The 20,906-nt window shown below is 66.0% G+C and carries 22 protein-coding genes; 17 read left to right on the top strand and 5 right to left on the bottom strand.

The window, feature by feature from the left end:
- Position 1: 1 nt before the first annotated feature.
- The gene (locus CEW88_RS07230) at positions 2 to 790 is read right to left on the bottom strand and encodes a TRAP transporter small permease subunit (protein WP_108965484.1); all 789 of its coding nucleotides are present in this window, start codon (positions 788 to 790) and stop codon (positions 2 to 4) included.
- A gap of 143 nt (positions 791 to 933) precedes the next feature.
- Entirely contained in the window at positions 934 to 1,983 is a 1,050-nt protein-coding gene (locus CEW88_RS07235) for a TRAP transporter substrate-binding protein (RefSeq protein WP_193989018.1), read from the bottom strand.
- Between the two features lie 316 nt (positions 1,984 to 2,299).
- Between CEW88_RS07235 and purM the strand changes: the two genes are divergently transcribed.
- A complete protein-coding gene (purM, locus tag CEW88_RS07240; RefSeq protein ID WP_108965486.1) occupies positions 2,300 to 3,346 on the top strand; it encodes a phosphoribosylformylglycinamidine cyclo-ligase in 1,047 nt (348 codons plus the stop codon).
- Positions 3,343 to 3,933, top strand: a complete 591-nt coding sequence (gene purN / locus CEW88_RS07245) for a phosphoribosylglycinamide formyltransferase (protein WP_108965488.1) — start codon at positions 3,343 to 3,345, stop codon at positions 3,931 to 3,933. Before purM ends, purN begins: the two co-directional genes overlap by 4 nt.
- On the opposite strand, the gene CEW88_RS07250 is transcribed toward purN, so the two are convergent.
- Entirely contained in the window at positions 3,930 to 4,115 is a 186-nt protein-coding gene (locus CEW88_RS07250) for a hypothetical protein (protein ID WP_108965490.1), read from the bottom strand. The genes purN and CEW88_RS07250 overlap by 4 nt on opposite strands.
- Positions 4,116 to 4,401: 286 nt before the next feature.
- On the opposite strand from CEW88_RS07250, the gene rnd reads away from it, so the two are divergent.
- Entirely contained in the window at positions 4,402 to 5,559 is a 1,158-nt protein-coding gene (gene rnd / locus CEW88_RS07255; RefSeq protein ID WP_108965492.1) for a ribonuclease D, read from the top strand.
- 111 nt (positions 5,560 to 5,670) lie between these two features.
- Here the strand turns inward: rnd and CEW88_RS07260 are convergent, their stop codons facing one another.
- Positions 5,671 to 6,144, bottom strand: coding sequence for a hypothetical protein (locus tag CEW88_RS07260; RefSeq protein ID WP_159099569.1), 474 nt, complete (start codon positions 6,142 to 6,144; stop codon positions 5,671 to 5,673).
- Positions 6,145 to 6,315: 171 nt separating this feature from the next.
- Here CEW88_RS07260 and CEW88_RS07265 point away from each other — a divergent pair, with 171 nt between their 5' ends.
- The 13 genes from CEW88_RS07265 to lpxB all read left to right on the top strand — a co-directional run bounded on the left by CEW88_RS07265 (position 6,316) and on the right by lpxB (position 18,188).
- Entirely contained in the window at positions 6,316 to 6,726 is a 411-nt protein-coding gene (locus CEW88_RS07265; protein WP_108965496.1) for a SufE family protein, read from the top strand.
- Between the two features lie 101 nt (positions 6,727 to 6,827).
- The gene (frr, locus tag CEW88_RS07270; RefSeq protein WP_108965498.1) at positions 6,828 to 7,391 is read left to right on the top strand and encodes a ribosome recycling factor; all 564 of its coding nucleotides are present in this window, start codon (positions 6,828 to 6,830) and stop codon (positions 7,389 to 7,391) included.
- A gap of 28 nt (positions 7,392 to 7,419) precedes the next feature.
- Complete coding sequence (locus CEW88_RS07275) at positions 7,420 to 8,145, top strand: isoprenyl transferase (RefSeq protein ID WP_108965500.1); 726 nt, start codon at positions 7,420 to 7,422, stop codon at positions 8,143 to 8,145.
- Positions 8,142 to 8,933 (top strand): phosphatidate cytidylyltransferase, encoded by a 792-nt coding sequence (locus tag CEW88_RS07280; RefSeq protein ID WP_108965502.1) that lies wholly within the window; start codon positions 8,142 to 8,144, stop codon positions 8,931 to 8,933. Before CEW88_RS07275 ends, CEW88_RS07280 begins: the two co-directional genes overlap by 4 nt.
- A 10-nt stretch (positions 8,934 to 8,943) precedes the next feature.
- A complete protein-coding gene (gene dxr / locus CEW88_RS07285) occupies positions 8,944 to 10,113 on the top strand; it encodes a 1-deoxy-D-xylulose-5-phosphate reductoisomerase (RefSeq protein WP_108965504.1) in 1,170 nt (389 codons plus the stop codon).
- 71 nt (positions 10,114 to 10,184) lie between these two features.
- Positions 10,185 to 11,531, top strand: coding sequence for an RIP metalloprotease RseP (rseP, locus tag CEW88_RS07290; RefSeq protein WP_108965506.1), 1,347 nt, complete (start codon positions 10,185 to 10,187; stop codon positions 11,529 to 11,531).
- 150 nt (positions 11,532 to 11,681) lie between these two features.
- Positions 11,682 to 11,807, top strand: a complete 126-nt coding sequence (locus CEW88_RS25100) for a hypothetical protein (protein ID WP_255455560.1) — start codon at positions 11,682 to 11,684, stop codon at positions 11,805 to 11,807.
- An 84-nt stretch (positions 11,808 to 11,891) separates the two neighbouring features.
- Positions 11,892 to 14,258, top strand: coding sequence for an outer membrane protein assembly factor BamA (bamA, locus tag CEW88_RS07295; RefSeq protein WP_193989019.1), 2,367 nt, complete (start codon positions 11,892 to 11,894; stop codon positions 14,256 to 14,258).
- Between the two features lie 16 nt (positions 14,259 to 14,274).
- On the top strand, positions 14,275 to 14,877 hold the full coding sequence (locus tag CEW88_RS07300; RefSeq protein WP_235939751.1) for an OmpH family outer membrane protein: 603 nt from the start codon (positions 14,275 to 14,277) through the stop codon (positions 14,875 to 14,877).
- Between the two features lie 119 nt (positions 14,878 to 14,996).
- Entirely contained in the window at positions 14,997 to 15,458 is a 462-nt protein-coding gene (gene fabZ, locus CEW88_RS07305; protein ID WP_108965510.1) for a 3-hydroxyacyl-ACP dehydratase FabZ, read from the top strand.
- Positions 15,455 to 16,243 carry an acyl-ACP--UDP-N-acetylglucosamine O-acyltransferase gene (gene lpxA / locus CEW88_RS07310; RefSeq protein WP_108965512.1) on the top strand — a complete coding sequence of 263 codons (789 nt, stop codon included), beginning with the start codon at positions 15,455 to 15,457 and terminating at the stop codon, positions 16,241 to 16,243. Before fabZ ends, lpxA begins: the two co-directional genes overlap by 4 nt.
- Positions 16,244 to 16,248: 5 nt before the next feature.
- Positions 16,249 to 17,034 (top strand): LpxI family protein, encoded by a 786-nt coding sequence (locus tag CEW88_RS07315; RefSeq protein ID WP_108965514.1) that lies wholly within the window; start codon positions 16,249 to 16,251, stop codon positions 17,032 to 17,034.
- Positions 17,031 to 18,188 carry a lipid-A-disaccharide synthase gene (gene lpxB, locus CEW88_RS07320; protein WP_108965516.1) on the top strand — a complete coding sequence of 386 codons (1,158 nt, stop codon included), beginning with the start codon at positions 17,031 to 17,033 and terminating at the stop codon, positions 18,186 to 18,188. The genes CEW88_RS07315 and lpxB overlap by 4 nt, the downstream gene beginning before the upstream one ends.
- An 87-nt stretch (positions 18,189 to 18,275) precedes the next feature.
- On the opposite strand, the gene CEW88_RS07325 is transcribed toward lpxB, so the two are convergent.
- The gene (locus tag CEW88_RS07325) at positions 18,276 to 18,929 is read right to left on the bottom strand and encodes an invasion associated locus B family protein (protein WP_108965518.1); all 654 of its coding nucleotides are present in this window, start codon (positions 18,927 to 18,929) and stop codon (positions 18,276 to 18,278) included.
- 408 nt (positions 18,930 to 19,337) lie between these two features.
- Between CEW88_RS07325 and CEW88_RS07330 the strand changes: the two genes are divergently transcribed.
- Positions 19,338 to 20,903 carry a helicase HerA-like domain-containing protein gene (locus CEW88_RS07330; RefSeq protein WP_108965520.1) on the top strand — a complete coding sequence of 522 codons (1,566 nt, stop codon included), beginning with the start codon at positions 19,338 to 19,340 and terminating at the stop codon, positions 20,901 to 20,903.
- Positions 20,904 to 20,906: the final 3 nt, after the last annotated feature.

The raw sequence follows: 20,906 nt of genomic DNA on the forward strand, positions 1-20,906 counted from the left end.
CTCAGCGCTCCTTACGCGCGAGCAGACGCGCCACAACAATCACGATCACCGTGGCAACAAGCGCCAGGGCGATGGTCTTCTTCATTTCCCACGGACCGAACTCGAGATCGTCGAAGATCGCCGCGCGGGTCGCGGTGCGAATGCTGTCCACCTCGGGATCGGTCGCCATCAGCCAGCCGACGCAGGCGTACCAGATGATGAGCTGGATGCCGAAGACGGTGGAGGGCAGCGCGAAGAGAAGCTGTTTCCACAGCGCCGGACGCGTCAGCTGCGACAGATGCCGCACGTAGGCCGACCAGATCGCCACCATGATGACAATGAAGCTGAGGTTCATCAGCGTCTTGAGGATCCACAGGTTGTGCAGGCCGTTGGGGCTCGACGAGCCCTCGTCGGCGGCGATCGAGGTCAGCGCGTAATCGAGCGTCACGTCCCAGCACAGCAACACGAAGGGAAAGAACAGCCAGACCAGCGCGATGATGTCGATGATCAGGCGCTTCTTCTTGGCGAAGTTGTCGTAGAAAATGTCGACCCGCACGTGGCTGCCGGTGGTCACCGCATACGCGATGCCGATCAGCACGGCGACGCCGTAGAGCCACCATTGCAGGTCGTCGAGCCAGGCCTGGTTGTGGCCCATCTGGCGCAGCACCACCTGGGCGCAGATGGCGACCATGAGAATGGGAAAGAGCCAGGCGACGAGATTGGACAGGTGCACGATGATCCTGTCGCCCCGGTTCTGGTCCTTGCGTCCGATCTCTCCGGGGTCGGAGATGGCGACCTTGAATTCCTCCACGGGCCTTGTCCTTTGTATTGCCTGCCTTGTGGGACGTGCGTCGCGTTCGGAAGCCCATAGCGACGCGAAAACGGCGCGCCCCCGAAGGTTCTGGCGCGCCGCAGGGGGCCGGGCCCGAAGGCCCGGCGATCACGAGCCCTGTCTCAGTTCCAGGGACGCGGCAGGTAGATGTTGTTGAACCAGGTCTTGTAGCCCTCGCGGAACTCGCTGAGGTCGGCCCAGGCCTTGGCGAACATCTCGTCCTCGGCCTTCAGCTCTTCCACCACCTCGAGCCAGGCGGCTTCGAATTCCTTCAGCTGCTCGGGGGTCCAGTTCTTGATCGTCACGCCATGCTGCTCGACGTTCTCGACCATGGCCGGGAAGTTCTTGGCCTCGCCTTCGGCGAAGTTGTCGGTGAGGTTGGCCATGCAGGCGATCTCGATCTGCTTCTGGCTCTTCTCGTCGAGGTCTTCCCAGCGATCCTTGTTGATCAGCAGCTCGAACATGGTGGCGGGCTGGTGCCAGCCGGGGAAGTAGTTGTACTTGGCGATGTTGTAGAAGCCGAGGTTGGCATCGACGATCGGCATCGAGAATTCGGTCGCGTCGATCGCGCCGCGCTCCAGCGCCGGGAAGATGTCGCCCGCACCGAGCAGCGAGGTCGAGACACCAAGCTTCTGCATCACCTCGGCCCCAAGGCCGAAGAAGCGCATGTTCAGACCCTTGAGGTCGTCGAGCGAGTTGATCTCTTTCTTGAACCAACCCGAGGTCTCGGGCGCGTAGGAGCCGCAGAGCACCACGTGGACGTTGTATCCATTGGTGTCATACATCTCCTGGAAAAGATCCATGCCATCGTCATAGAGCATCCAGGCCAGCATCTCGCCCGGCTCGGGGCCGAAGGGCACGGCCGCGAAGAGGCCGGCGGCCGGCATCTTGCCCTGCCAGTAGCCCGAGGTCGAATAGGCGGCGTCCACCGAGCCGTTCGAGACGGCGTCGAGCATTTCCAGCGACGGCACCAGCTCGCCCGGATCGAAGTGTTCGAATTCCACGTCTTCAGAGATCGCGTTGATCTTCTCGACGAAGTTGACGGCAGCGGTGCCGAGGATCGGCAGGTTCTTAGAATAGCCCGAGGTCATCTCGAGCAGTTCCTGCGCCGAGGCGGCACCCGCGAATGCGAAAGCGGCGGCCGAAACGGCCGTGAAGGTCTTGTTGATCATGGTACTCCTCCCTGTGTCGGCACCCCCTCCCAAGGGCACCGCCGGCACTTTAGGCCTGTCCGAAACGCTATCGGAGCCTCACGGCGCTGTGAATACCCAGTTCTGCGTAGAGGTCGCGCAAGAATATTGCTGACGCTACGGCACTTAGGGAAGATTGCTGCAGAGCAGACCGCCTTCTTGCCGCACCCGCCAAGCCGCTGGCGCAGGGGCGAATTTGCGGTTCTCGCCGCTTCCCCAGCCAAACCCCCGGTTTGGGCGCTTTTCATCGCTGTCCGCCTGCGCTATTCCCGCGCGAAACGGGGTCTCGGAGGTTGGCATGACCGAAGGTAAGAACGGCATCACCTATGCGGATGCAGGCGTGGATATCGATGCGGGCAACGCGCTGGTGGAGCGGATCAAACCGGCTGCCAAGCGGACCAACCGCAGCGGGACGATGTCGGGGCTGGGCGGCTTCGGCGCGCTCTTCGACCTCAAGGGCGCGGGCTACGAGGATCCCATCCTCGTCGCGGCGACCGACGGTGTGGGCACCAAGCTGCGCATCGCGATCGACACCGGCCACGTCGACGGCGTGGGCATCGACCTTGTCGCCATGTGCGTCAACGATCTGGTGTGCCAGGGCGCCGAGCCGCTGTTCTTCCTCGATTATTTCGCAACCGGCAAGCTCGACACCGACAGCGCCGCGCGGGTGATCGAGGGCATCGCCGAGGGCTGCGTGCGCTCGGGCTGCGCGCTCATCGGCGGCGAGACCGCCGAGATGCCGGGCATGTATCCGGCGGGCGACTTCGACCTCGCGGGCTTTGCCGTCGGTGCCATGGAGCGCGGCAGCGACCTGCCCAAGGACGTGGCCGCAGGCGACGTGCTTCTCGGCCTCGCCTCGGACGGGGTGCACTCGAATGGCTATTCTCTGGTCCGTAAGCTGGTCGAGGTCTCGGGCCTTGGCTGGGACGCCGACTGCCCCTGGTCCGAAGGCTCGCTGGGCGAAGTGCTGCTGACGCCGACGCGTCTTTACGTGAAGCAGGCACTGGCGGCGGTCCGCGCCGGCGGCGTGCACGCGCTGGCCCATATCACCGGCGGCGGCCTGACCGAGAACCTGCCGCGCGTACTGCCCGAGGGCTGCGGCGCGACCATCGACCTGACCTCCTGGGCGCTTCCGCCGGTCTTCAAGTGGATGGCCGAGGTGGGTGGCATCGAGGAGCGTGAGATGCTCAAGACCTTCAACTGCGGCATCGGCATGATCCTGTCGGTCTCGGCGGATCGCGCCGAGGCGCTGAAGGCGCTGCTCGAGGCGGAAGGCGAGACCGTCTATACCCTCGGCACCGTGACCGAAGGGCAGGGCGTGACCTACGAGGGCGCGCTGAAGTGAAACGCGTCGCGATCTTCATCTCGGGCGGCGGCTCCAACATGGTGACGCTGGCCGAGAGCATGACCGGAGATCACCCGGCCCGCCCGGTTCTGGTACTGTCGAACAACGCAGATGCCGGCGGACTTAAGAAAGCCGAGGCGATGGGCATCCCAACCGCCGTCGTCGATCACCGCCCGTTCAAGGGCGACCGCCCGGGTTTCGAGGCGGCGCTGCAGGCGGAGCTCGAGAAGGCACAGCCCGACATCCTCTGCCTTGCGGGGTTCATGCGCGTGCTGACCGCGGGCTTCGTCGAGCCTTGGAAGGGGCGGATGCTGAACATCCACCCCTCGCTGCTGCCGAAGTATCGCGGGCTGCACACTCATGCGCGGGCGCTCGAAGCGGGTGATGCCGAGCACGGCTGCACCGTGCATGAGGTCACGCCCGAGCTGGACGACGGCCCGCTGCTGGGCCAGGCGCGGGTGCCGGTGCTGGCGGGCGACACGCCCGACACGCTGGCTGCGCGTGTCCTCGAGATGGAGCACAAGCTTTACCCGGCGGTGTTGCGGCGCTTCGCTGCGGACGACAAGACGCCGGTGCTGCTGCCCTAATGCGAGCGCTGGTGGCTGGCCGAATTGCCGTGCCAGTCGAGCGTCGCCGCGCCCCGTTCGGGCGCAGTGAGCGCGGGCAGGCCGAGCAGAACGACTAACGCGAGCGCAGCGATTATGGCACCGAATCCGCCGCTGATCGCGGGGCGACGGGTGCAGCTGTAGGCAAGGTCGAGCGACGTCATGGGAGGGCTCCTTGGGGGTATGCCGAAGGGGGCGGGTTGAAGTCTTCTGGGCTGTCCTCAAGATAGGTGCTGCGCGTCCTTTGCGAAAACGAATGATTGTCGGGTGGATCATCACGAAGCGTGATGGATTTACCCCCAAAGGGGGCAGCTCGGTGACCGGCTTGCAACCCGGCCAATGCGAAAATGCGGCTCGCGCCCGCTTTCCGGCGCTGCCGCTTTGAACTTCACGCGCCGAAGGTGTAGGAGGCGCGATAACCAAGAGAAACAAGAACGGCCCGGTGCACGAATGAAGACATTGACCAAGACCGAAGAGCTCGCGGAATTCTGCGCCGAAGCCGCCAGCGCGCCCTATGTGACCGTGGACACCGAGTTCCTGCGCGAGCGCACCTATTATTCCAAGCTCTGCCTGATCCAGCTGGCGATCCCCGGCAAGGGCGAGGAGAACGCGGTTCTGGTCGATCCTCTGGTTGACGGGCTGTCGCTCGAGCCGCTGATGGAGCTCTTCCGCAACACCGCCGTGGTCAAGGTCTTCCACGCCGCGCGTCAGGATCTCGAGATCTTCTACGTCGATCATGGCGTCATTCCCGAGCCGCTCTTCGACACGCAGGTCGCCGCCATGGTCTGCGGCTTCGGCGAGCAGGTCGGCTACGAGACGCTGGTCAAGCGCATCGCCAAGCAGCAACTCGACAAGAGCTCGCGGTTCACCGACTGGTCGCGCCGCCCTCTGACCGAGGCGCAGAAGAAATACGCTGTGGCGGATGTCACCCATCTGCGGGTGATCTACGAGTTCCTCGCCGCCAAGCTCGAGGAAACCGGTCGCGCGCATTGGGTCGGCGAGGAGCTGGCCACGCTGACCGATCCCGAAACCTATATCACCCGCCCCGACGAGGCCTGGCTCCGCGTGCGCACCCGCTCGTCGAGCCCGCGGTTCCTTGCCATCGTGCGGGCGTTGGCGGCCTTCCGCGAGGACTATGCGCAGTCGCGCAACATTCCTCGCAACCGGGTGTTCAAGGATGACGCGCTGGCCGAGCTGGCCTCGACCAAGCCGGTCACCATGGAAGACCTCGGCCGCTCGCGCCTGCTGCTGCGCGAGGCCCGCAAGGGACCGATCGCCGACGGCATCCTTGCCGCGGTCAAGGCAGGGCAGGAGGCCCCCAAGGACGACCTGCCCAAGGTCGACGACAGCCGCGACCAGCTGCAAGTCAACCCGGCACTGGCCGACCTGCTGCGGGTGCTGCTCAAGGCCAAGACCGAAAGCTCGGGCGTCGCCTCGAAGCTTATCGCCCCGGCGGCAGAGCTCGACGCGATCGCAGCGGGTCAGCGCGACGTGAAGGCGCTCAGCGGCTGGCGCCGCGAGGTGTTTGGCGAAGACGCGCTGCGGCTCTGCGACGGCAAGATCGCCCTCGCCGCAAAGGGCAAGGCGGTCGAGGTCATCGAGATCTGAGACGCCTTCGGGGAATGAAAAAGCGCGCCGCAGACCTGCGGCGCGCTTTTTGTTTCCGGTGCGACATGTCGCTTCGAAGAGAGATGCCCATCCCTCCGAGGGAATTTTGCGTCAGCGGCTGACGCTCTGCGCGTTGCGCAGACCCTGGACGCGCAGCGCGCGGTAGGGGGCCAGCTCCTTGTCGCTCATCCATTTCGCCACCGTGACCGTGCGCGCGGCCTCGCTGGCCCCGGCGTCGCCGCGGACCTGCAGCGCCAGCAGCCGGAAGGCGAGGGTGCCGGTGTCCTCGGAGCCCTCGACCGGCACCAGACGCACGTCGAACGGGCCGGGGAAATCGGCGAGACCCGTCACCCGCACGATGAAGCCGCCCGGGCGGCGCTCCAGAAGCAGGTCGGTGATCATGCCGACCGGCGTGCCCTTGTAGGCGTCTTCCTTGCTCGAGAAGAAGCTCGCGGCGGCAGAACGCTGCGGGATCAAAGGGTTGCTCGCGCCGGTTTCGGTGCTCACGGGCGCGCCCTCGTCCTGACCGACGCAGCCGCCGAGCAGGAGTGCCGAGATCATAAGAGCCGATACGGGTTTGAACATGGGTCGCGAAGCCTCTGCCTGTGGTGCTTTTCGGGTTAGCGTATCGGGCCAACATTGAAAAGCATGCATTGCCGGGTCTGGACCTTTGCGGTCTGCCCGCCTACTTCTCGGCACCGATCACAGCCGCGCCTGGTGCTTTCGAGCCGCGCGGCGCGGCAAGCAGGAGCACAGATGGCACAGGCAGGGTTCGAGGAGCTGGTCGAGGATTTCGAATTCCTAGAGGATTGGGAAGACCGCTACCGCACGGTGATCGAGCTGGGCAAGGCGATGGCCCCGCTGCCCGAGGCGCTGAAGGTCCCCGCCACCAAGGTCGAGGGATGCGCCTCGCAAGTCTGGCTGCACCTCACCTGGGAAGGTGGTCGGCTGCAGTTCGAGGGCGAGAGCGATGCGATGATCGTGCGCGGTCTCATCGCGGTGCTGCACCGGCTCTACGACGGGCTCACGCCCGGCGAGGTCGCGGCGATCGATGCCCGCGCCGAGCTCGGGCGGCTTGGCCTCAACGAGCATCTTTCCGCGCAGCGCTCCAACGGCTTGCGCGCGATGGTAGAGCGGATCCAGCAGCAGGCTGCCGCTGCGGTCTGAGCCCTTAGGGGCGGCCACCCGGACCGCAAAGCGCTATACATCCGTCCGCCTCTGGCTTAGAACGCCTTTTAACCGGAATGACTTGAACGGGCAGAACCAACATGTCTGAAGAATTCGAACTCGACACCGCCGATCTCCAGCGCCGCATGGATGGCGCCATGGCCAATCTGCGCACCGAATTTGCCTCGCTGCGGACCGGGCGCGCCTCGGCCTCGATGCTCGAGCCGGTGCAGGTCGATGCCTATGGCTCGATGACTCCGATCAACCAGGTCGGCACCGTCAACGTGCCCGAGCCGCGCATGGTCACCATCAACGTCTGGGACAAGGGTCTCGTCGGCAAGGTGGAAAAGGCGATCCGCGAGAGCGGCCTCGGCATCAACCCGCAGCTCAACGGCACGATCATCATGCTGCCGATCCCCGAGCTGAACGAGGAGCGCCGCCGCGATCTGACCAAGGTTGCGGGCCAATACGCCGAGCATGCCCGCGTTTCCATCCGCAACGTGCGCCGCGATGGCATGGACCAGATCAAGAAGGCAAAGGCCGACGGACTGTCCGAGGACGACCAGAAGCTCTGGGAATCCGAGGTTCAGGACATGACCGACACCTATATCAAGAAGGTCGACGCCGCGCTGGAGACCAAGCAGGAAGAGATCATGCAGGTCTGAGGCGGAAACGCCCAAGCGAGGAGGGCCTATGCCCAAACCGATCCGAGACGGCAGCGGCCCGCGTCACGTGGCCATCATCATGGACGGCAATGGCCGGTGGGCGACCCAGCGGGGCCGCCCACGGCTGTTCGGCCACCATGCCGGTGCCAAGAGGGTCCGCGAGATCGTCCAGGCCTGCCCCGATGTCGGGGTCAAGTACCTGACGATCTTCGCCTTCTCGACCGAGAACTGGAAGCGCACCCAGACCGAGGTGGCGGGGCTCATGAGCCTCTTCCGTCGCTATATCCAAAAAGAGGCGCGCGCGCTTCACGCCGAGAACGTTCAGGTCCGCTTCATCGGCGACCGGGTGAAGCTCGATAAGAAGCTGGTGACCCTGATGGACGAGCTCGAGGCGCTGACCTCGGGATGTACCGGGGTCAACCTGACCATCGCCATCAACTACGGCGGCCGCGACGAGGTCGCCCGGGCGACCAAGCGGCTGGCACAGGATGTGGCCGCGGGCAAGCTCAGCCCCGAGGACGTCAACGAAGAGACCTTGCCAAAATATCTTGATACCTGCGTGCTGCCCGACCCCGACCTGGTGATCCGCACCTCGGGAGAGGCGCGCATCTCGAACTTCCTGCTCTGGCAGTCCGCTTATGCGGAATACGAGTTTGTCGATACGCTCTGGCCGGATTTCTGTGCCTCGGAGTTCTCGTCCCTGATCGGCGGCTACGGGCTGCGCGAGCGGCGCTACGGCGGGGTGAAGGCATGAGCTCGGCACGCTGGAGCGACCTCGCGCCGCGCATGGGCTCGGCGGCGGTGCTGATCGTCGTTGCGCTGATCTGCGTCTGGCTGGGCGGGATTTGGTGGCGGCTTGCCATCTCGCTGGCCTGCGGCGGCATGGTCTGGGAACTGGTCAACATGGTCGACACCAACCGCCGGAAGTCGGCCAAGGTGCTTGCGCTTGTCGCCGGCGTCTGCGCTCTGGCGTCGGTCTACCTGCCCCCGGCCTTCGCGCTGCCGCTGCTGCTGCTGCCCTCGATGGTCGGCCTTGGCCAGATGGAGCGGGGCGGGGTGACCTATGCGGTCTTCACCGCGATGATCATGCTCGCAGGCTACGGCATCATGTCGCTGCGCTCGGACTTCGGGCTCACCTGGATGCTGTGGATGGTGACCGTGGTCGTGGTGACCGACGTTGCTGGCTATTTCGCCGGCCGCGCCATCGGGGGCCCCAAGCTCTGGCCGCGCGTCAGCCCCAAGAAAACATGGTCCGGCTCTGCCGCGGGCTGGATCGGCGCGGGCATCGTCGGCGCGGTCTTCGCCGCGCTGTCGCGCGAGGCGGGCTTCGGGCTCGTGGGCGTCTCGATCGCCATCTCCATGGCCAGCCAGATCGGCGATATCGCCGAGAGCGCCATCAAGCGCCGCGCCGGGGTGAAGGACAGCTCGAGCCTGCTGCCGGGCCACGGCGGCCTGCTTGACCGTTTCGACGGCATGCTGGGCGCCGCGCTCTTCCTGCTGATCGCGGGGCAGATCGTCGATTTCCCGCCCGGGGTCGAATGAGACACGAGAAATGAGACGCATTTCCATTTTCGGCGCGACGGGATCGATTGGTCAGAACACGCTCGACCTTATCGCCCGTGATCCCGAAAGCTATCACGTCGTCGCGCTCACCGGTGGCAAGAACGTCGCGCAACTTGCCAAGGACGCACGTAAATTCGGCGCTGAGCTTGCGGTAACCGCGGATCCCGCGCTGCTGCCCGAGCTGCGCGCGCGGCTGGCCGGATCGTCGGTCGAGGCAGCAGCGGGCCCCGAGGCCATTGTCGAAGCCGCCTCACGCCAGGCCGATTGGGTCATGTCGGCGATCGTCGGCGCAGCGGGTCTGGCGCCGGGGCTGCGGGCGCTCGAAAAAGGCGCGACACTGGCGCTGGCGAACAAGGAAAGCATGGTCTGCGCCGGGCCGCTGGTGCTGCACACCGCGCGGGCCCATGGCGGGCGCGTGCTGCCGGTGGACAGCGAGCATTCGGCGGTCTTTCAGGCGCTGATCGGCGAGGAGATGAGCCGCGTTGAGCGGGTGATCATCACCGCCTCGGGTGGCGCCTTCCGCGACTGGCCGGTGGAGAAGCTGGCCGAGGCGAGCCCCGAGCAAGCGGCGACCCATCCCAACTGGGACATGGGCCAGCGGATCACGATCGATTCCGCCTCTATGTTTAACAAGGCCCTGGAAGTCATCGAAACCAAGGAGTTTTTCGGGCTGGAACCCGAGAAGATCGAGGTCGTCGTCCATCCCGAGAGCATGATCCACGCGCTGGTCGGCTTCTGCGACGGGGCGCTGATGGCCCATCTCGGGCCGCCGGACATGCGCCATGCCATCGGCTTTGCGCTGCACCATCCGCAGCGCGCCGCGCTGCCGGTGGAGCGGCTCGATCTGGTGAAGCTCTCACAGCTGACCTTCCGCCCGGCCTGCGAGACGCGCTGGCCGGCGCTTCGGCTGGCGCGCGAGGTCATGGCGGCGGGCGGGCTCTCGGGCGCGGTGTTCAACGCCGCCAAGGAGCAGGCGCTCGACGATTTCATCGGCAAGCGCATCGGCTTTCAGGACATGGCGGGGATCGTCGAGCGGACGCTGGAGCATCTTTCGGCGGAGAGCGCAGTCACAAGCGCCGAGATCACCCTTGATAACGTCCTCGCCGCTGACCATCTCGCACGCAGGACCGCGCGCGAGCTGATGCTGCAGCACCACTGAAGCTGACCACCGCGCGCCGGCAAGACGGCCCGCCACGGGACAAGAAAAAACGAGTTGAAAGGGCAGGGCCTTTGGAGATCACCCAGCTGATTCCGCAATTCGGGGGCGTTATCTGGACGCTTCTGGCATTCGTCATCGCGCTGTCGGTGATCGTCGCGATCCACGAGTACGGGCATTACATCGTCGGCCGCTGGTCGGGGATCCATGCCGATGTCTTTTCGCTTGGCTTCGGCCCGGTGCTGATGAGCCGTGTCGACAAGCATGGCACCCGCTGGCAGATCGCCGCGCTGCCCTTCGGCGGCTACGTGAAGTTCAAAGGAGACGACACCGCCGCGAGCGGCACCGCCGACACCGCAGCCCTTGAGGCGATGACCGAAGAGGAGCGCCGCCAGACCATGACCGGCGCGCCGCTCTGGGCCCGCGCCGCCACCGTTGCCGCCGGACCGGTGTTCAACTTCGTGCTGACGATCGTCCTGTTCACCGGCATCTTCATGATGCAGGGACAGGTCTCCGAGCCGCTTACCGTCGGCGAGCTGCGCCCCATGCCGAGCGTGCAGGAGCTGCAGGAGGGTGACGTGCTGCTGGAGATCGAGGGCATGCCGACGCCCTCCTTCGACGACGCCGACGGCTTCGACAGCTTCCTCAAGAACCTGCCGCTGCAGAACTCGCTCACCTACACGGTCGAGCGCGATGGCGGCCGGCAAGAGGTGAGTGGCCCCTATGTCTACCCGGCGCTGGTCTCGCAGGTCGTGCCGCGCTCTGCCGCCATCGAGGCGGGCATGGAGCAGGGCGACGTGATCATGGCGATCGACGGCGTGCCGATCTTTGCCTTCGACCAGCTCAAACAGCGCGTGGAAAGCTCGGATGGCGCGACGCTGGGGCTCGAGGTCTGGCGCGATGGTGAGATCCTCGATCTTGCACTCACCCCGAAGCGCACCGACGAGCCGCTGCCCGACGGCGGCTATCACACCGTCTACCGCATCGGCATCGTCGGCGGCATCTTCTTCGAGCCAGCGACAGAGACCGTTGGTCCGGTCGACGCGGTGAAGGGCGCGGTGAGCCGCACCTACAGCATCGCCGCCGGCTCGCTCTCGGGCCTGTGGCACATGATCGCCGGCAATATCTCCTCGTGCAATCTGTCGGGACCGATCGGCATCGCCGAGACCTCGGGCGCCATGGCCTCGCAGGGGGGGCAGAGCTTCTTGACCTTCATCGCGGTGCTCTCGACCGCCGTGGGGCTGCTGAACCTCTTTCCGGTGCCGGTGCTCGACGGCGGGCATCTGGTGTTCTTCGCCTACGAGGCGGTCACCGGCAAGCCGCCCTCGGAGCGGGCGCTGCGCGCGCTGATGTCCGCCGGGCTGGTGTTGATCCTCGGCATGATGGTCTTTGCTCTGACCAACGATATCTTCTGCCCCTGATCTTTCCGGCCCCGGTGCCGGGGCCGCGAAGACGGACCCAAAGACTGTCGAAGGCCGGGCTGGGGCAATCCTCGACCCGGCCTTTTTGCCCTAAATCCGCCATGATGGCCCGCTATCGAGTGATCCGGGTATAGTTAACCGGGGGACGAAATGCAGACCTTCCAAAACGGCTATCGCGGGCTCGGCGTGCTGCTGGCGATCAACTGGGATCGGTTGTTCTTCGTCGCGGTGATCCTTGTCGCGTTGTATTTTGGCGCCTTCCTGGGAACTCTTTGACCAGTCGCAGTTTCGTCTTTTGACAAGAAGACCTCCACCCGCTACTCACAATAAAAAAATACTTTGGCGGAGTGGACAGCGAGCATGAGCATCGAGCAGAAGTCGGGCAGGCCCCGCGGCAAAAGTTACGCGCATCGCGCAGGCGTTTCGGCGCTTGCCCTATCGCTTGCGGCGGCGATGGCCTTCACCGCGCTGACCGAGGCAGTGCAGGCGCAATCCTACGCATTCAGCAATGTCCGGATCGAAGGCAACGAGCGCATCGAATCCGGCACCATCCTCAGCTACGCGGGCATCGCCCGGGGCGAGACGGTGAGCGCGGGCGAGTTGAACTCGGCCTATCAGCGCATCGTGGACTCCGGTCTTTTCGAGACCGTCGAGATCACGCCGCAGGGCAACACGCTGGTGATCGAGGTCACCGAGTTCCCGACGGTCAACCAGATCGCCTTCGAGGGCAACCGCCGGCTCAAGGACGAGGATCTGGCCTCCATCGTCAAGACCCAGTCGCGCCGCGTCTACAGCCCGCGCCAGGCCGAGCAGGACGCCCAGCAGATCGCCAACGCCTACTTGCAGCAGGGCCGCATCGCGGCGCAGGTGACGCCGAAGCTGATCCGCCGTTCGAACAACCGCGTCGACCTCGTCTTCGAGATCTTCGAAGGCGGCGTGACCGAGATCGAGCGCATCGGCTTCGTCGGCAACCAGGCTTTCTCGGACGGGCGCCTGCGCCGGGTGATCCAGACCAAACAGGCCGGCCTGCTGCGCGCGGTGATCCGCAGCGACACCTACATCGAGGACCGCGTGGCCTTCGACCGCCAACTGCTGCAGGACTTCTACGCCTCGCGCGGCTACGTGGATTTCCGCGTCACCGGGATCAACTCGGAACTCTCTGAGGAACGTGACAGCTACTTCCTGACCTTCAACGTCGAGGAAGGGCAGAAGTTCAACTTCGGCCGCATCGGCGTGGCGAGCGAGCTGCCCGAGGTCGACGTGGCCAGCTTCCGCAATGCGATCAGCCTGCGGTCGGGCAAAGCCTATTCGCCCGCCGAGGTGGACAAGGAAATCATCCGGCTCGAGCGTCTCGCCACCAAGCAGGGGCTGAACTTCGTCCGCATCGATCCCCAGGTCACCCGCAACGACCGCGCGCAGACGCTGGACGTCACCTTCAACCTGACCCGCGGCCCGCGCATCTTCGTCGAGCGCATCGACATCGAGGGCAACACCACCACGCTCGACCAGGTGGTCCGGCGCGAGTTCGACACCGCCGAGGGTGATCCCTTCAACCCCCGCGCCATCCGCGAGGCGGCTGAACGCATTCGTGCGCTCGGCTATTTCTCGGATGCGCAGGTCGACGCCCGCGAAGGCTCGACGCCGCAGCAGGTCATTGTCGACGTGAACGTCACCGAGAAGCCCACCGGGTCGATCGGCTTCGGCGGTTCTTACTCGACGACCGACGGCCTCGGCGCCTCGATCTCCTTTGCCGAGCAGAACTTCCTCGGCCGGGGCCAGCGCCTGTCCTTCGGGATCAACACCGCGTCGACGAACCAGAGCTACACGTTCAACTTCGTCGAGCCCTACTTCCTGGGCCGCGATGTCTCCTTCGGCCTCGCGCTCAGCTATCGCGAGACGTCTTATGACAGCGCCGATTACGACACGGCGACAGGCCTCTTCCGCCCCAGCCTGACCTTCCCGATCTCGGACAACGGCCGTCTGGGCCTGCGCTACACCTACCGCTACACCGACATCATCGACTACGATGAAGATCAGGTCGGCAACGTCGTGATCTCGGAAGCCGAGGAAGACGCCCGCAACGATCACATGCTGGGCTACACCTTCAGCTACGACACCCGGCGCGAGGGTCTCGACCCCGACCGCGGCTACCTGTTGGAATTCGGGCAGGACTTCGGCGGCCTCGGCAGCGACACCAACTTCGTGCAGACCGACCTGCGCGCCGTGGCGCAGACGCTGGTCTGGAACGAGGAAATCACCCTGCGCGCCACCTTCCAGGCCGGGGCGATCAATTACATCGATGGCGACAGCCGCGTGACCGACCGCTACATGATGACCGAGAACATCATGCGCGGGTATGAATACGCCGGTATCGGCCCGCGCGAAGTCAACGACGACGAGGACATCGATTCCCCCCTGGGCGGCAACTACTACGCCGCGCTGCGCTTCGACGCCGAGTTCCCGCTCGGCCTGCCCGAGGAATACGGCATCAGCGGCGGCGTCTTCTACGACATCGGCTCGGTCTGGGGCCTGTCCGACGACACAATCGCGAAGGCCGGGGACAACGAGATCCTCTACAGCGATTTCACCGCCCGCCAGTCGATCGGCTTCTCGGTGTTCTGGGACTCGGTGCTCGGGCCTCTCCGCCTGAACTTCTCGACCCCGGTGGCGAAGGAAAAATATGACAACGAGCAGAACTTCAGCCTCTCGGTGTCGAGCACCTTCTGAGCTTGGGGCGCGCAGCTTGCTGCGCGCCGCCGCCCTCGGGCTCGGCCTTGCCGCGACGCCTGCGCTGGCGCAGGACGCCATGCGTCCGGGCATCGTGCAGAGCGAGATCCTTACAGTCGAGATCGACCGGCTCTACGCGGAAAGCGATTTCGGCAAAGAGGTCTCGAAGCTGCTCGAGGAGACCGGCACGGCCATCGCCGCCGAGAACCGTCGCATCGAGGCCGAGCTCACCGCCGAGGAAAAGTCGCTCACCGAGAAGCGCCGGACGATGGACGCCACTGCTTTCCGCAAGCTGGCCGACGCCTTCGACACAAAGGTGCAGGAGCTGCGCGACGCGCAGGACAGCAAGGCGCGCACCCTCGGAAATCTCTCGGAGGAACGTCGGCGCGCGTTCATCTCGCAAGCCGAGCCGGTTCTGGCCGACCTCATGCGCGATGCCGGCGCGAGTGTGATCCTCGACCAGCGCACGGTGTTCCTGTCGACCAATGCCATCGACATCACCGAAACAGCCATCTCGCGGATGAACGAGGTGCTGCCAAAACCCGATCCGCTGCCCGATCTGACCAGCACCCCGAACGCGCAGGTTCCTGTTTCACCGGACACCCCGCCCAAGCCCTGATCATGCGGCTCGCTGTTTCAGCCTGTTGCATCGCGTGACGTCGCCGCGCGCGCGCCGCTTGCCCCGAGCCGCCGGGATTGCTAGGGGAGAGGCGACTTTTTCCTTTTGAAAGGCCGACGATGACCGAGACGCTTCTCAGCGCTGACATCCAGCTGATCCAGCGCATCCTGCCGCATCGCTACCCGTTCCTGCTCGTTGACAAGGTCGTGGAGATCGACGGCACCAGCTCGGCCGTGGGCATCAAGAACGTCACGATGAACGAACCGCACTTCCAGGGCCACTTCCCGGGCCTGCCGATCATGCCCGGCGTGACCATCGTCGAAGCCATGGCCCAGACGACCGCGGTCATGGTTGGGGCGGCGCTTGATCTCGCCGACAAGGACCTCAAGGTCTATTTCATGGGCATCGACAAGTGCAAGTTCCGCCGCAAGGTGGTGCCGGGCGACGTGGTCAAGATGAAGGTCCGCACCCTGCGCGGCAAGCCGGGCGGCAAGGTCTGGAAGTTCGAAGGCGTGGCGGAGGTCGACGGCGAACTGGCCTGCGAGGCGGAGTTCACCGCGATGATGGACCTGCCGGCGTGACCCAGAGCGTGATCCACCCCAGCGCCTATGTCGAGCCGGGCGCGCAGATCGGCGAGGGCTGCAAGATCGGCCCGTTCTGCCATGTCGGGCCCGAGGTGGTGCTGGCGGCGAACGTCGAGCTGAAGAGCCACGTGGTGGTCACCGGCCGTACCGAGATCGGCGAAGACACCGTGATCTTTCCCTTTGCGGTGATCGGCGAGATCCCGCAGGACCTGAAGTTCCGCGGCGAGAAAACCAAGCTGGTCATCGGCAAGCGCAACCGCATCCGCGAGCATGTGACGATGAACTCGGGCACCGAGGGGGGTGGCGGCGTCACCCGCGTTGGCGACGACGGGCTGTTCATGGCCGGCTGCCACGTGGCGCATGACGCGCAGGTGGGTGACCGGGTGATCCTGGTGAACAACTCGGCGCTGGCCGGCCATTGCGTGATCGAGGACGACGTGATCGTCGGCGGGCTGTCGGGGGTGCACCAATGGGTGCGCATCGGGCGCGGTGCGATCATCGGCGCCGTGACCATGGTGACCAACGACGTGATCCCCTACGGGCTGGTGCAGGCGCCGCGCGGCAAGCTCGACGGGCTCAACCTTGTCGGCCTCAAGCGCCGCGGCGTGAGCCGGTCGGACATCACCGCGCTGCGCGCCGCCTTCCAGATGCTGGCGCAGGGCGAGGGCGCCTTTGCCGAACGCGCCAAGCGCCTCGGTGACGAGACCCAGAGCGAATATGTCCGCGAGATCGTCGACTTCATCCTCGGCGACAGCGACCGTCACTTCCTGACGCCGGGCTGATCCACGTGCTGGCTCTGATCGCAGGGCAGGGTGATCTGCCTCGGGCAGTGATCGAAGCCCTGCCCGAACCGGCGCTGGTCTGCGGCATGGAAAGCTCGCCGCCCGACCGGGTGGCGGCGGATCACCTGTTCCGGATCGAGAAGCTTGGCTCCTTCCTGCGCTGGCTCAAGGTGCAGGGGGTGACCCGTGTATGCCTGTGCGGCGCGGTCGGCCGGCCCGAGATCAAAGCATCGCGCCTCGACCTGCCGACGCTGCTCTTGCTGCCGAAGATCCTGCGCGCTCTGAAGCGCGGCGACGATGGCGCGCTGCGCATCGTCATCGGGTTGCTCGAGGACGCCGGGCTTGAGGTCGTGGGCGCGCATGAGGCCGCCCCGGCGCTGCTTCCGGCGCCCGGTGTGCTGACGCAGGCGCAGCCCGGCACCGAGGCAGCAGAGATGGCCACGCTCGCCGATGCGGTGAGCCACCGCCAGGGGCTCGAGGATCTGGGCCAATGCTGCGTCATCTCGGGCGATCAGGTGGTCGCGCAGGAAGACGCGCGTGGCACCGATGCCATGCTGGGCGCGCTGCCGCCGGTGCCGGGCGGCGTTTTCTACAAGGCGCCGAAGCCGGGGCAGGAGCGCCGCGCCGACCTGCCGGTGATCGGCCCCAACACCGCCGTCGGCGCGATCCGCGCCGGGCTTTCGGGCATCGTCATCGAGGCGCAGGGCGTCATGGTGCTCGACCGCGCGGCGGTCATCGAAATGCTGGATGCCGCAGGGCTCTTCCTGTGGGTACGGGAGCGGGACGCATGAAGGTCTTCATCATCGCGGGCGAGCCCTCGGGCGACAAGCTGGGCGGCGCGCTCATGCAGGGGCTGAAGGCGCAGGTTCCCGAGGTCTCCTTCGAGGGGATCGGCGGCGAGCGCATGCTCGAGGAAGGGCTGCAGAGCCTCTTTCCCATGGACGAGATCTCGATCATGGGCATCACCGAGATCCTGCGCAACTACGGCGCGCTCAAGGCCCGCATCCGCCAGACCGCCGAGGCGGTGGTGGCCGCCAAGCCCGACGTGCTGATCACCGTCGACCTGCCGGAATTCTCGCTTCGCGTGGCCAAGCTGGTCAAAGAGAAATCCGAGATCCGCACCGTGCACTACGTGGCCCCCACGGTCTGGGCCTGGCGCCCCGGCCGCGCGGCGAAGATGGCGCGGCACATCGATCAGGTGCTGGCGCTGCTTCCTTTCGAGCCCCCCTACATGCAGGCCGCGGGCATGCGCTGCGATTTCGTGGGTCACCCCGTGGTCACCGACCCGCAGGCAAGCCAGCCCGAGGCGGCCGAGTTCCGCCTCCGCCACGGCATCGGCGATGCGCCGCTCTGCCTGATCCTGCCCGGCTCGCGCCGCTCCGAAGTCTCGCGCCTCGGCGCGGTGTTCGGCGAGGCTCTGGCGCACCTCAAGCGGCAACGGCCCGATCTGCAATACGTGCTGCCCATGGCCGCACCGGTCGCCGACCTCGTGAAGGAGACGGTGAAGGGCTGGCCGGTCGATCCGATCCTGCTCGATCCGCGCGACGAGGGCGAGGCAGGGAAGGCCGAGAAACGCGCCGCCTTCGCCGCCGCCGACGTGGCACTGGCCGCGTCGGGCACGGTGGCGCTTGAGTTGGCCGCCGCCGGCACGCCCATGGTCATCGCCTATGACATGGGCTGGCTCTCGCGGCAGATCATCGGCCGGCTGATGCTGGTGGATTCGGTGAACCTGGTGAACCTTGTGACCGACAGCCGCACCGTGCCCGAGTTTATCGGAGACGCCTGCCGCCCCGGGCCCATTGCCGACGCGGTCCTCCGCGTGCTCGACGCGCCGCAGGAGCAGACGCGGGCGATGCACCAGACCATGGAGCTTCTCGGAAAAGGCGGCGACGCGCCGGGAATGCGCGCCGCCGAGGCGGTGCTCGCCGGGCTGCGCGAGGGCTGATCCCGCCGCCGCGCAACCCGCGCTGCAGACATGAAAAAGCCCCGGCGCCTTGCGGCCCGGGGCTTTTCGTTTTCCGCACCGCAGCGCTTACTGGCGCAGCGCGCTGGTCTCTTCGTAGCCCGCGGTGAAGCCCGAGAGAGACATGTCGAGCGTCACCTTCTGATCCGGCGCCAGCGCCGGGACGATGGTGATCTGCGCGCCCTTGCCCGCCTTGAAGCGGTTCACGTCTTCCTCGGTGAAGCCGACGCGGGCGTAGCAGCCCACGGGGGTGCAGAAGGAGAAGTCGTAGCGCTTGGCTTGGCCGCCGTCGACCGAGATGGTCAGCTTCTGGGTCAACAGTGTCTCCAGCGGCACGACGAAGGTGCCCCCGGCCGCGACCTGGCCGCCGTTGGCAACCCGGAACAGGCTCACCTCGGCGACATTGTTGCCGTCGCTGTCCTGCAGCAACTGGTACATCTGGCAGGGATCCTCGGCATCGCTGCCCTCGGGCGCGCGGAGGCACTGAAGTTCCCAGGAGCCATGCGTGGCCTTGACGTAGGTCTCGGGTTGCTGCCCGGGCGCGCCGGGTGTCTCGGCGTTCGCGTCCTCGCCCAGCGAGAGACCGCCGGCGGCGACGGTGCCTTCGGCCTGGTCTGCTGCGGGAGCGTCGTTTGTTTGGGCGGCGTCCTGCGCATAGGCCGGCATGGCTGCCAGGGCCGCAGCGAGCGGCAGCAGGCGCAGGATGTGGAGAGGTCTGATCATGGGTCCCCCTGAAACGGTCATTCTTGCCTCATTGCCCGCTTAGCATGCACACCAAGCGGTGTCAGTCCGGAAATGGGAAGCATCACGGGAACGGCAATAAAGCGCGGAAACCATTCATCAAAAAGAGAAAAGGGACCCTGCGGTCCCCTTTCCCTTGCTCCCTGTCGGACCGGCCGACTTTGTCATTGCCGAGACGCTACGAAACTCTTTCCCAACGGTCAACAGGCTTTGCAACGGCAGGGCTTCACTTTTGCACAAAAGGCCGCGCCCGTTGCAAGGGCGCGGCAAGTCAGACAGGGAGGAAGTTCGCCCAGGGCAGGAGAGGACATGTTGCCCCGGACGAATTTCATACTGGCGCCAAAGAGTTAAGATTGTATGCTCGGGTCCGGACGGCAGCGGAGGCAGGCCATGACGGATGATGTTTTTGTAGGCGGTGGCGGCGAAGCCTATTCGGAAAAACAGTATCTTGGGCTGAAGTATGGCAACCGCCACGGGCTGATCGCCGGCGCCACGGGCACCGGCAAGACGGTCACATTGCAGATCCTCGCCGAGGGGTTTTCGGCGGCGGGGGTGCCGGTTTTCCTGTCGGACGTGAAGGGTGATCTCTCGGGGCTCGCGCGGGCTGGCTCGGAGACCGCCAGCCTGCATGCACCCTTCATGGAGCGCAACGCCAAGATCGGCTTCGACACGTTCACCTATACCGGCTTCCCGGTGGTCTTCTGGGATCTCTTCGGCGCCAAGGGCCACCCGGTGCGCACCACCGTGGCCGAGATGGGCCCGCTGCTGCTGGCCCGGCTCTTGGAGTTGACCGAGGCGCAGGAGGGAATTCTCAACATCGCCTTCCGGCTGTCGGACGAGCAGGGGCTGCCGCTGCTCGACCTCAAGGACCTTCAAGCGCTGTTGGTCTGGGTCGGGCAGAACGCCAAGGAGCTGAGCCTGCGCTACGGCAATATTTCCACCGCCTCCGTGGGGGCGATCCAACGGCGGCTTCTGGTGCTCGAGAACCAGGGCGGGGCGCGCTTCTTCGGTGAGCCGGCGCTGGAGCTGTCGGACCTGATGACCTGCGCGCCGGACGGTCGCGGCCATGTGAACATCCTCGCCGCCGACGCGCTGATGGGGGCGCCGCGGCTCTATGCGACCTTCCTGCTGTGGCTGCTGTCGGAGCTTTTCGAGGAGTTGCCAGAGGTCGGCGATCCCGAGAAGCCCAAGCTGGTGTTCTTCTTTGACGAGGCGCATCTCCTGTTCGACGACGCGCCCAAGGCGCTGGTCGACAAGGTCGAACAGGTGGCGCGGCTGGTGAGGTCCAAAGGCGTTGGCGTCTACTTCGTGACGCAGAACCCCGACGACATCCCCGAGGACATCCTCGGCCAGCTCGGAAACCGGGTGCAGCATGCGCTGCGCGCCTTCACCGCGCGCGACCGCAAGGCGCTGAAACAGGCCTCCGAGACCTACCGCGAGAACCCGGCCTTCGACACGGAGACCGCGATCCGCGAGGTCGGAACAGGCGAGGCGGTGACATCCTTCCTGCAAAAGAAGGGCGTGCCGGGCATGGTGCAGCGCACATTGGTGCGCCCGCCGGGCTCGCGGCTCGGCCCGATCACCGACGCAGAGCGGACCGAGGTCATGGATGCCTCGCCTCTGAAGGGCAAATACGACGCCCCGGTCGACCGCGAGTCCGCCCACGAGATCCTGCAGGCCCGCGCCGCCGCCGCAGCAACTGCCGCAGAAGAGGCCGACAGGGCCGTGGACACGGTCGAGACCGAGATCCGAGACTACAACCGCGCCCGCAGGTACGACCCTACGCCCCGCGCTCAGCCCCGCAAGAGCAGCGCTCCCACCTCGCGCAGCACGCGCTACAGCGCGCCGGACAGCCTCGGCGAGGCGCTGGGGCAGGCGGTGCTGAAGGAACTCTCGGGCACCACCGGCAAGCGTCTGGTGAGGGGCATTCTCGGCAGCCTCTTCAAGGCGCGCTGAGGC

The sequence above is a fragment of the Alloyangia pacifica genome, assembly GCF_003111685.1.
Lineage (GTDB): Bacteria > Pseudomonadota > Alphaproteobacteria > Rhodobacterales > Rhodobacteraceae > Salipiger > Salipiger pacificus_A.